We start from the raw sequence: 11551 nt of genomic DNA on the forward strand, positions 1-11551 counted from the left end.
GATGAGCGCCTCCGCAGCCCCGCAGCCGACCCGCGCGGCGATTGTCACCGCCGCGCGCGGCTGGATCGGAACCCCCTACCGGCATCAGGCCTCGCTGCGCGGCGCGGGCTGCGATTGCCTCGGGCTGCTGCGCGGCCTCTGGCGCGAGCTGATCGGCCCGGAACCGGCGGCACTAGGCCCCTATTCCCCCGCCTGGGCTGAGATCGGCGGCGGCGATCCGCTGATCGAGGCGGCCCGGCGCCATCTCGCGCCGCGCGCGGACGGCAGCATCGCCCCCGGCGCGGTGCTGCTCTTCCGCTGGCGGCCCGGCCTTCCCGCCAAGCATTGCGGCATTGCCACGGCGCCGGACCGGATGATCCACGCCCATGATGGCGCCGCGGTCGCCGAGGTGGCGATCGTTCCCCAATGGCGGCGGCGGCTCGCCGCGACCTTCGACTTTCCCGGCATGGTGGATTGATGGCGACAATTGCGCTCCAGATCGCGGGAACCGCGGTCGGCTCCTTCCTCGGCGGGCCTTTCGGCGCCGCGATCGGCTCGGCGGTCGGCGGCACCGTCGGCGCGATGATCGACCGCTCGCTGCTCGGCGCCGGCAAGCGCGTGATCGAGGGGCCGCGCCTCTCCGATCTCGCGGGGATCTCCGCCAGCGAGGGCGCGCCGATTCCGCGCGTCTATGGCCGGGTGCGCATCGGCGGCCAGGTGATCTGGGCGACCGAGTTCGAGGAGAGCCGGACGATCGAGCGTTCCGGCTCGGGGGGCGGCAAATCGCTCGGCGGCGGGAGCGCGCCCGTCACCGAGACCGTGCGCTACAGCTATTTCGCCAATGTCGCGATCGGCCTCTGCGAGGGGCCTGTCGCCTTCCTGCGCCGTATCTGGGCCGATGGCGAGGAACTCGACCTCGCCGGCGTGGCGATGCGCTTCTACCCCGGCACCGAGGATCAGGCGCCCGACCCGCTGATCGTCGCCAAGCAGGGCACGGCGGCGCTGCCGGGCTTCCGCGGCCTCGCCTATATCGTCTTCGAGCGCCTGCCGCTCGAACGCTATGGCAACCGCCTGCCGCAATTCGCCTTCGAGATCGTGCGGCCCGCGCCGGGACTTCCCAGGATGATCCGCGCGATCAACATCATTCCCGGTTCGACGGAATTCGGCTACAGCACGGGCGAGATCCGCGAGGATTTCGGCTATGGCGCCTCGCAGGCGGTCAACCGCGCGCAATGGACGCATGCGACCGACTGGGACGCCTCGCTCGACCAGCTCCAGGCGCTGATGCCGGAACTCGAACGCGCGACGCTGGTTTCCGCCTGGTTCGGCGACGACCTGCGCGCCGCGCATTGCACGCTGCGGCCCAGGGTCGAGAAATCCGGCAAGGCGATCCTCGGCGGCGAATGGCGCGTCTGCGGGCTGACCCGCGCCGAGGCGCTCCCCGTCTCGGCCTATGACGGTCGCCCGAATTACGGCGGCACGCCCGCCGACCAGAGCGTGATCGACGCCATCCGCGATCTGCGCGCACGTGGGCTCCAGGTGGCGCTGCATCCGTTCATCCTTATGGATATTCCGGCCGGGAATGGCCGGCCGGATCCCTATGGCGGCGGCGCGAATCAGCCCCCCTTCCCCTGGCGCGGGCGGATCACCTGCGACCCCGCGCCGGGGCAGTCCGGTTCGCCGGAAGGCACGCCGGCGGTATCCGGGCAGATCGCTGCGCTGATCGGCACCGCATCCCCGGCGCATTTCGCGCTCGACGGCGACACGGTGCTCTATTCGGGCCCGGAGGAATGGAGTCTCCGGCGCATGGTGCTGCACCATGCGATGCTGGCCAGGGCGGCAGGCGAGGTCGAGACCTTCATCCTCGGCTCCGAACTGGTGGGTCTGACGCATCTCTCTGCCGGCAACGGCGCCTATCCCTTCGTTCAGGCCCTGCTCGCGCTGATCTCGGATATCCGCGCGATCCTCGGCCCGGGCACGGTGATCACCTACGCGGCGGACTGGACCGAATACGGCGCGCAAGCCCGCGACGGCGGGCAGGAGCTGCGCTTTCCGCTCGATCCCGTCTGGGCGCATCCAGAGATCGGCGCCATCGGCATCGATTTCTACATGCCGCTGTCCGATTGGCGGCCCGGCCGCGACCATCTCGACGCGGCGGAGGCCTATGGTCCGGCGGATCCGGATTACCTGCGCGCGCGGATCGCCTCCGGCGAGGGATATGACTGGTATTACGCCGATGATGCGGCGCGCACGGGCCAGATCCGGCAGCCGATCACCGACGGCGCCTATGGCAAGCCATGGGTCTTCCGGCCGAAGGATCTCGCGGGCTGGTGGCTCGGCCCGCATGTCGAGCGCGTCGGCGGCCTCGAACTCGGCCAGCCGACCGCTTATCCCGGCCCGGTCAAGCCGATCTTCCTGACCGAGATCGGTTGCCCGGCGGTGGACAAGGGCGCGAACCAGCCGAACGTCTTTCCCGATCCGAAATCCTCCGAGAACGCCTTCCCTTACGCCTCCATCGGTGCGCGCGACGATCTCGTGCAGCGCCGCGCGCTGGAGGCGATCCTGCGCCATTTCGATCCCTCCGCGCCGGATTTCGCGGCGGCGAACAATCCGCTTTCGCCGATCAACGGCATCCGGATGGTTGCGCCGGGTTTCATCGCGCCCTGGGCCTGGGATGCGCGCCCCTATCCCGCCTTCCCGCGCCTGACCGGGCTGTGGTCGGACGGAGGGAACTGGCATCGCGGCCATTGGCTCAACGGCCGGATCGAGGCGGTGCCGATCGCGGCGCTGATCGCGATGATCGCGGCGGATCTCGGGCTCGATCCGCCCGCCTTCCGCGCGGTGGACGGGATCGTCGACGGCTATGTGATCGAGCGTCCGATGAGCGCCCGCGCCGCAATCGAGCCGCTCGCCGGTCTCTTCGGGCTTGCGGTGCGCATCGAGGGCGATCGCGTGGCCTTCATCGGCCGCCCGAGTGCTGTCGTCGCGACCATCCCCGAGGAGATGCTCGTCGAGGCCCGCGACGGACGCCGGATCGAGATCACGCGCCGGCAGGAAACCGAGATGCCGCGCCGGCTCCAGCTGCAATTCACCGATTCGGAGCGCGATTTCCGCCGCGCCGTGGTCCAGGCCGAGAAGAACGATGCCCGGACGATGCGCGAGGAGGGCGAGGCGGTGGCGATCCATGTCCCGCTCGCCGCCGCGCAGCGGATCGCCGAGACGCGGCTCCAGGATATCTGGTCGGCGCGCGAGAGCTTCCGCTTCTCGCTCGCGCGCGGGGCGCCGCCGATCGAGCCTGGCGATCTGGTCGAAATCCCGACCGCCTCCGGCCCACGCCGGGTTCTGGTCGACCGGCTCACCGATCGCGGCATCCGCGATGTCGAGGGGCGCGGCCTTGATCCCGCCTTCGCCGATGACGTGCCGGCGCTCGACGAACAGCCCGCCGCGCCGTCGCCGCCCCCGTTGCCGGGGCCGGCCGAGGCGCGTCTGCTCGAATTGCCGCTGCCGCGCGGCGCCGGCGGGCTCCTCGTCGCCTCGGTCCGCGCCGAACCCTGGCGCGGGCCTTATGCGATCGCGCGGGTGGATGGCGGGGGCGTCCGGCCTCTCGGGAGCGCGATCGCGCCGGCACGGATCGGCGAGACGCTGACGGCGCTGCCGCCGGGGCCGCTCTGGCGCTGGGATCACGGCGCGCGGCTGGAGATCCGCCTCGAGGGCGGCGCGCTGGCGAGCCTCTCCGAGGCCGAGACGCTCGCGGGCGGCAATGCGCTGGCGCTGATCGATTCCGCTGGCGGAATCGAGCTCGTGCTCGCGCGCGAGGCGGCGCTCATCGGCGCGAATACCTATCGCCTGACAGGGTTGCTGCGCGGAATCGGCCTTTCCGAGGCTGCGGCCGGCCGCCTGCTGCCTGCCGGCGCGGCTTTTGTCGTGCTCGACAATGCGCTGGTCGATCTCGGGCTCGGGACGGAGGCGATCGGCCAGCAGGTCGCGGCGATCGTGCTGCCGGCCGGCCGCGCGCCCGGCGATCCCAGCCAGACGGCGCTCGCGGCGACGATCGCCGGCCACGCCTTGCGGCCGCTGGCGCCCGTCCACCCCACCGCGCACCGCGAGGCCGGGGGCATCCGGATCCGCTTCATCCGGCGCGCCCGCACGGGGGGGGATTCGCTCGATCTGTTCGAGGTGCCGCTCGCCGAGGATCGCGAGGAATACCAGCTTGAGATCCTGGATGGCGCCATTCCCATCCGCACGATCGCGCTGGGCGGGACGGAATATCTCTACCCGTCGGCGGAGGAAATCGCCGATTTCGGCGTCGCGCAGACCGCGCTCGCGGTCCGTATCCGGCAGATGAGCATGCTCGTCGGGCCGGGCGATGCGCTGGAAATGCTGCTGCCCGTGCGCTGATTCCCGGACCTGCGAGGCTGTTTGCGATGGCGCACGACATGTTCCAGACTGCACTTGCCGCCGTGCTCCGGCACGAGGGCGGTTTCGCCGACCATCCGGACGATCCCGGCGGCGCGACGATGATGGGCATCACGCAGGCGACGCTCGCCGAATGGCGCGGGCGGCCCGTGACCCGCGACGAGGTGCGGGCGTTGAGCCGCGCGGAGGCGGCAGCGATCTACCGCGCGCGCTATTGGGACCGTATCCGGGCCGACGAACTGCCCGCCGGGCTCGACCTCGCGGTGTTCGATCTCGCGGTCAATTCCGGCCCCGGCCGAGCCGTGCGGCTGCTGCAACGGGTTCTCGCAGTGCCAGCCGACGGGCTGATCGGCCCGAGGACGCTGGCGGCGGCGCGGGCGGCGGACAGCGCGGCGAGCATCCGCGCGCTCTGCGCCGCGCGACGCGCCTTTCTTCAATCCCTGCCCGCCCATGGCGTGTTCGGCCGCGGCTGGGCACGGCGCGTCGCCGCGATCGAGGCGCGCGCGCTCGCGCTGGCCGCTGGACAGGGACGGCCGGAGGGAAAGCGGCAGGCTGACAAGAATAGCAACAGCATCAAGGAGAAAGATACCATGGAGACCACCAAGACCATTCTGTCGAGCCGCACGGTCTGGGCCAATGCCGTCGGGTTCGCGGCGCTTGCCCTGTCCTGGCTCGGCTTCGACGTGGGCGGGCTCGACCGTGACGCGCTGGTCGAGAACTTGCTCCAGGGGCTGGCCGGGCTCGGCTTCGTGCTCTCGACGATCTTCCGCGTGATCGCGACCCGGCGGCTGATCTGATCGCCGGGCTTGCCTCGCCCGCCGGTGAAGCTGGTATAGGAGGGCGTCGGCATTGTCAGGAGTGAACCATGCGCCTTCTCGTCGTCGAGGATGACCGCGACCTCAACCGCCAGCTCGTCGCGGCGCTGGAGGATGCCGGCTATGCCGTGGACAAGGCCTTCGACGGCGAGGAGGGGCATTTCCTCGGCGATACCGAACCCTATGACGGGGTGGTGCTCGATATGGGCCTGCCGCTTCTGGACGGGATCCGCGTCCTGGAGAAATGGCGCCGCGACGGCCGCACCATGCCGGTGCTGATCCTCACCGCGCGCGACCGGTGGAGCGAGAAGGTCCAGGGCTTCGATGCGGGCGCGGATGATTACGTGACCAAGCCCTTCCACATGGAGGAGGTGCTCGCCCGCCTGCGCGCGCTGCTGCGCCGGGCAGCGGGCCATGCGACGAGCGAACTCCATTGCGGCCCGGTGACGCTCGATACGCGGTCGAGCCGCGTCGTCGTCGACGGCAATGCGGTGCGGCTTACCTCGCACGAATACCGCCTGCTCGCCTATCTCATCCATCACCAAGGGCGCGTGGTCTCGCGCACGGAACTGGTCGAGCATCTTTACGACCAGGATTTCGACCGTGATTCCAATACGATCGAGGTTTTTGTCGGGCGTCTGCGCAAGAAGCTCGGCGTCGACATCATCCAGACCGTGCGCGGCCTCGGCTATATCGCGCAGGCCGGCGAGGCGCCGGGCGCGCCCAAGCGCTGACGCGATGGCCTGGCGGTTCCTTTCGCCGATCAACCCCGGTTCGCTCGCCGGTCGCCTGTTCCTTTCGGCCATCGTGCTCTCGACGATCGTGCTCGTGGCGGCCGGGACGATCCTCTCGACGATCAACCGGCGATCGGTCGAGGCGGGGTTTGACGAGCGGCTGAAACTCTATCTGAAGGTGCTGGTGGCGGATGTCGCTGCGCTGACCGACGGCAATGCCAATGTCGAGCCCGGCAATCTCGGCGAGCCGCAATTCCAGATCCCGCTTTCGGGTTGGTACTGGCAGATCGTCCGGGTCGATCGCGAGGCCGGCACAACGGCGATCCTACGCACTTCGCGCTCGCTGTTCTCCAACCGCCTGCCGGCGCTTGTCGAGCCCGGCCAGCCCTCGCAGCGCGGCGATTTCCGCGACGGCTACCTGACCGGGCCCGAGGGCCGCACGATCCGCATCGTCGAGCAGGAGATCGATCTCGGCGAGCAGAACCGCTTCATCATCTCGGTTGCGGGGAATTCGGACGAGATCGTGGAGGAGCGCCGCCGCTTCGACCTGACCCTGAGCGTCATCCTGACTCTGCTCGGCCTCGCGCTCGCCGCCTCGGCCTATCTCCAGGTGCGGTTCGGCCTCAGGCCGCTGCGCCGCCTGAGCCGGGCGCTGGCGCGGGTGCGGGCGGGCGAGAAGGAGCATGTCGAGGGTTCGTTCCCCGACGAGGTCGCACCGCTCGCGCAGGAGCTGAACCAGGTGCTCGACGTCAACCGCGAGATCGTCGCCCGCGCGCGCCGCCAGGTCGGCAATCTTGCCCATGCGCTCAAGACGCCGCTCTCGGTGCTGATCAACGAGGCGAGCGGCGATTCCGGTCCGCTCGCCGAAAAGGTGCGCGAGCAATCGGCGCTGATGCGCGATCAGGTGCAATATTATCTCGATCGCGCGCAGGCCGCCGCGCGCGCCGCGACGATCGGCCACGTCACCGAGATCGAGCCGGTGATCGCCGCCTTCATCCGCGCCTTTGAGAAGATCTACCGTGATCGCGAGGTGCGGTTCGAGGCCGAGATCGCCACCGCGCTGCGCTTCCGGGGCGAGAAGCAGGATCTCGAAGAGGCGGTCGGTAATCTCGTCGACAATGCCGGGAAATGGGCCCAGACGCGCGTGGTGATCCGCGTCCAGCGCGTGGAGGGCGTTGCAGCCCCGATGATCGCGCTGACCGTCGATGATGACGGACCCGGCCTGCCCGAAGCGGCGCGGGTGGAGGCAACCAAGCGCGGCCGCCGGCTCGACGAGACCAAACCCGGATCGGGCCTCGGCCTCTCGATCGTCGTCGATCTCGCGACGCTCTATGGCGGGCATTTCGCGCTGGAGGATTCACCCCTCGGCGGGTTGCGCGCCCGCCTCGTACTCCCGGCTTTGTGACACCGTGCCCCGGCTTCTCCGGGTTGCAGCGCGGCGGGCTTCTGCTATCTCCTCCGGTATGAAGGATATCAGGTGCCCGCAGGCGCGCCCCCGCTTGCGTCGGATCAAGACGGCATCCGGCCCGGACACGCGTTCGGCGCGCCTGTTCCATCGGATGGCGCGCCGATGATGCTGTGGATCATGATGCTTGTCCTCACGGCGGCGGCGGTCGCGTTCGCGCTCGCCCCCCTGATGGCACGCCGCGCAGGGGGGGATCCCCTGGCCGCCGCCCTGGCCTTTTACCATGCGCGCCGGATGGAACTCGAACGGCAGCGCGATGCCGGCGAGATCGGCCCGGATGAATTCGCGGCCGCCGGCGCCGAACAGGCGCGCCGCCTGCTCGCTGCGGAGCGCACGCTGACGGCAAAGGGCGCCGATCCCGACATCGTGCGCCGCCGGAAGCAGGCCGCGCTTGGCGCGATGCTCGGCATTCCCGCGCTGGCGCTCGCGACCTATCTGACGCTCGGCGCGCCGCAGCGCCCGGATCTGCCGCTGGCCGCGCGGCCGACGGCGCCGCAGAATCTCGATATCGCCGGCGCGCTGTACCGCATCAAGGCGCATCTCCAGAAGAATCCGAACGACGGCCGGGGCTTCGAGGTTGTCGCCCCGGTCTATCTCCGGCTCGGTCGCGCCGCCGATGCCGTGCATGCCTATCGCCGGGTCATCGATCTTCTGGGCGAAAGCCCGGCGCGGCTCGCCGATCTCGGGGAGAGCCTGGTGGCGGTCGGCAACGGAATCGTCAGCGCCGAGGCGCGGCAGGCTTTCGAGCGCGCACTGGTGCTTGATCCCGGCTTCGCCAAGGCACGGTTCTATATCGCGCTGCTGCGCGAGCAGGATGGCGACCGCGCCGGCGCGCTCGGTGACCTGCGCGCCCTGGCGGCAGGCATGCCCGAAGGGCCGGCGCGGCTTCGGGTCGAGGAGGAGATCGCGCGGCTCGCCGCCATCGCGGGCGAGCCTGGCGCGGCGATCGCCGCCCTGCCGCCCGAGGCGCAGCGCGAGGCGATCCGGAGCATGGTCGCGGCGCTTGACCAACGCCTCGGCGCGGAGGGTGGCACGGCATCCGAGTGGCGGCGGCTCGTGCAGGCGCGGATCGTGCTCGGCGAGCGCCGGGCGGCGGCGGCGGCGCTGCAGCGCGCGCGGGCGGCGCTCGGTGCCGAGGCCGGCGCGGCGCTCGACGGGTTCGAGGCGGCCATTGCCGCCCTGCCGGGTGACGGCGAGGCAGCGGACTGACATGGGAGCGCAGGCATGGCAATGACCCGCAAGCAGAAGCGTCTGGCGCTGATCGGCCTCGTCGGTCTGGTTCTCGCCGTGGCTCTGGGGCTGATCCTCACGGCCCTGCGCGACCAGATCGTGTTCTTCCGCTCGCCGAGCGAGGTCGTCGCCGGCAAGGTCGCGCCCGGCGAAGCCTTCCGGCTCGGCGGGCTCGTGGCGGAAGGCAGCCTGACCCGGGAGCCGGACCAGCGCGTCCGCTTCGCCGTCACCGACGGCGCCGAGACGGTGAGGGTGGTCTATCAGGGCCTGCTGCCCGATCTCTTCCGTGAGGGGCAGGGCGTGGTGGCCGAGGGCCGCCTCGGGGCTGGCGGCGTCTTCAACGCCACGAACGTGCTCGCGAAGCATGACGAGAACTACATGCCGCGCGAGGTGGCGGACAGCCTCAAGAAGCAGGGCGTCTGGCGCCATGCCGAGGGTGCCAAGCCGGGCGCCGGGGAGGGCTCGAAGCCATGATCGTCGAGACCGGACATTTCGCGCTGGCGCTTGCGCTGGCTCTGGCGCTGTTCCAGGCGGTTGTGCCGCTCTGGGGCGCGCTGCGCGGCGACGGCATGCTGGCGCGCACCGCACAACCGGCGGCGCTGGCGCAATTCGCGCTGGTGACGATCGCCTTCCTCGCGCTGACGCAGGCCTATCTCGCCTCGGATTTCTCGGTGCGCAACGTGGTCGAGAATTCGCATTCGCTGAAGCCCGTGCTCTACAAATGGAGCGGGCTCTGGGGCAATCACGAAGGCTCGATGCTGCTCTGGGTGCTGATCCTCGCGCTGTTCGGCGCGGGGGTGGCGCTGCTCTCGCGCCGCCTCGCCGATGACATGGTCGGCGCGACGCTTGCGGTCCAGGGCATGATCGCCGCCGCCTTCCTCGCCTTCCTGCTCTTCACCTCGAATCCCTTCCTGCGGCTCGACCCGGCGCCGATCGAGGGGCGGGGGCTCAACCCCGTCCTGCAGGATCCAGGCCTCGCGATCCATCCGCCGCTGCTCTATCTCGGCTATGTCGGGTTCTCGATCGTCTTCTCCTTCGCCGCCGCGGCTTTGCTGCTCGGCCGGGTCGACGCTGCCTTCGCGCGCCTCGTCCGGCCCTGGACGCTGGCGGCCTGGATCGCGCTGACGCTCGGCATCGCGATGGGCTCCTACTGGGCCTATTACGAGCTGGGCTGGGGCGGTTACTGGTTCTGGGATCCGGTCGAGAACGCCTCGCTCATGCCCTGGCTGACGGGAACCGCGCTGCTGCATTCCGCGATCGTCATGGAGAAGCGGGAGGCACTGAAGACCTGGACCATCCTGCTCGCCGTCATCACCTTCTCGCTCTCGCTGCTGGGCACCTTCCTCGTGCGTTCCGGCGTGCTGACCTCGGTCCATGCCTTCGCGGTGGATCCGGAGCGCGGGCTGTTCATTCTCGTGATCCTTGTCGCCTTCATCGGCGGCTCCTTCGTGCTCTACGCGCTGCGGGCCGGCGCGATGGAGGGGGGCGGGCTCTTCGCGCCGCTGAGCCGGGAGGGCGCGCTGGTTTTCAACAACCTGTTCCTGTCGGTGACGGCGCTCGCGGTTTTCGTCGGCACGCTCTATCCGCTGCTGCTCGAGGCGCTGACCGGCGCGAAGATCTCGGTCGGGCCACCCTTCTTCAATGCTGCGGCGGTGCCGCTGATGGTGCCGCTCTTCCTGATGATCCCGATCGGGCAGAAACTGGCCTGGAAGCGCGGCACGCTCGCGCCGTCGCTGCGGCTCTGGTGGTGTGCCGCCGCCGGCCTCGCGCTGGCCGCGCTCATCGCCTATGCCGAACGCGGCGGGCCGGTTCTCGCGCTGCTCGGCGCGGCGCTCGGCGCCTATCTCGTGCTCGGCGCGCTCGATGATCTCGTCGAGCGTGCGGCACGAGGGGGGCGGGCGCGGATCCTCGGCCGGCTCGCGGGCCTCCCACGTTCGGTTGTCGCCATGGCGCTCGCCCATGCCGGCGCCGGGCTGATGGTGCTCGGCATCGCCGCGACCGCGTTCGAGACCGAGCGCATCGCCTCGCTCCGGCTCGGCGAGCGGATTGCGCTCGGCGCCTACACGCTCACTCTCGAGGGGATTGCGCCCTATACGGGGCCGAATTATTCCGCCCTCGCGGCCCGCTTCGCCCTGCATGACGCCACCAGCCGCCTTGCCGAACTCGCCCCGGCCAAGCGCGTCTATCTCGGCCGCGAGATGCCGACCTCCGAGGTGGCGCGCTATCGCCACGGACTCGGCGAGGTCTATGTCGCGCTCGGCGAGGTTCACGAGGGCAGCCGCGTCGATATCCGCGCCTATGACAAGCCCTTCGTGCTGCTGATCTGGCTCGGGCCGGTGCTGATGGCGTTCGGCGGCCTGCTCTCGCTGAGCGATCGCCGGCTGCGGATCGGCATTCCCGCCCGCGCGCGCGGCCTGGCGACGAACCCGGCGGAATAGGCCGATGCGCCCGTTCACCGCCCTTTTTCTGCTGGTCATGGCGATTTTGCCGGGGCTCGCGGTGCAGCCCGGCGAGCGGCTGGCCGATCCCGCGCAGGAGGCCCGCGCGCGGCGCCTCTCGCTCGAATTGCGCTGCCTCGTCTGCCAGAACCAGTCGATCGACGATTCCGACGCTGTGCTTGCCGCCGATCTGCGGCGGCTCGTGCGCGAACGGATCGCCGCCGGCGACAGCGATCGGCAGATCCGCGATTTTCTCGTTGCGCGCTATGGTGAATTCGTGCTGCTCAACCCGCCATTCTCGGAGCGGACGCTCCTGCTGTGGAGCCTGCCGGCGCTCGCGCTGCTCGCCGGGGCAGGGGCGGTGTGGACGCTGTTCCGCCGCCGCCGCGCAGCGACCCTGGCGGCGGCGCCGCTCAGCGCCGAGGAAGAGGCGGCCTTGCGCCGGCTTCTCGACACGCCCCGGCAGGATTGACA

General features: G+C 70.5%; 9 protein-coding genes. All 9 read left to right on the forward strand.

Going from position 1 to position 11551, the window contains the following annotated elements:
* Window position 1: 1 nt before the first annotated feature.
* Window positions 2-457: a C40 family peptidase gene (locus FWJ24_RS12130; RefSeq protein WP_150288104.1), complete on the forward strand. Its 456-nt coding sequence runs from the start codon at window positions 2-4 to the stop codon at window positions 455-457.
* Window positions 457-4377, forward strand: coding sequence for a baseplate multidomain protein megatron (locus FWJ24_RS12135; RefSeq protein WP_150288105.1), 3921 nt, complete (start codon window positions 457-459; stop codon window positions 4375-4377). The genes FWJ24_RS12130 and FWJ24_RS12135 overlap by 1 nt, the downstream gene beginning before the upstream one ends.
* 38 nt (window positions 4378-4415) lie before the next feature.
* Window positions 4416-5192, forward strand: coding sequence for a glycoside hydrolase family 108 protein (locus tag FWJ24_RS12140; protein WP_166443691.1), 777 nt, complete (start codon window positions 4416-4418; stop codon window positions 5190-5192).
* Window positions 5193-5260: 68 nt separating this feature from the next.
* Window positions 5261-5944, forward strand: coding sequence for a response regulator transcription factor (locus FWJ24_RS12145; protein ID WP_150288107.1), 684 nt, complete (start codon window positions 5261-5263; stop codon window positions 5942-5944).
* 4 nt (window positions 5945-5948) lie between these two features.
* Window positions 5949-7349, forward strand: coding sequence for a sensor histidine kinase (locus FWJ24_RS12150; RefSeq protein ID WP_150288108.1), 1401 nt, complete (start codon window positions 5949-5951; stop codon window positions 7347-7349).
* Between the two features lie 165 nt (window positions 7350-7514).
* A complete protein-coding gene (gene ccmI, locus FWJ24_RS12155; protein WP_150288109.1) occupies window positions 7515-8618 on the forward strand; it encodes a c-type cytochrome biogenesis protein CcmI in 1104 nt (367 codons plus the stop codon).
* Window positions 8619-8639: 21 nt separating this feature from the next.
* Complete coding sequence (ccmE, locus tag FWJ24_RS12160; protein WP_150288138.1) at window positions 8640-9113, forward strand: cytochrome c maturation protein CcmE; 474 nt, start codon at window positions 8640-8642, stop codon at window positions 9111-9113.
* Entirely contained in the window at window positions 9110-11077 is a 1968-nt protein-coding gene (locus FWJ24_RS12165; RefSeq protein ID WP_150288110.1) for a heme lyase CcmF/NrfE family subunit, read from the forward strand. Before ccmE ends, FWJ24_RS12165 begins: the two co-directional genes overlap by 4 nt.
* A 4-nt stretch (window positions 11078-11081) precedes the next feature.
* Window positions 11082-11549: a cytochrome c-type biogenesis protein gene (locus FWJ24_RS12170; protein ID WP_150288111.1), complete on the forward strand. Its 468-nt coding sequence runs from the start codon at window positions 11082-11084 to the stop codon at window positions 11547-11549.
* The last annotated feature ends 2 nt before the right edge of the window (window positions 11550-11551 follow it).

This window comes from Rhabdaerophilum calidifontis (genome assembly GCF_008641065.1).
GTDB classification, from domain to species: domain Bacteria; phylum Pseudomonadota; class Alphaproteobacteria; order Rhizobiales; family Beijerinckiaceae; genus Rhabdaerophilum; species Rhabdaerophilum calidifontis.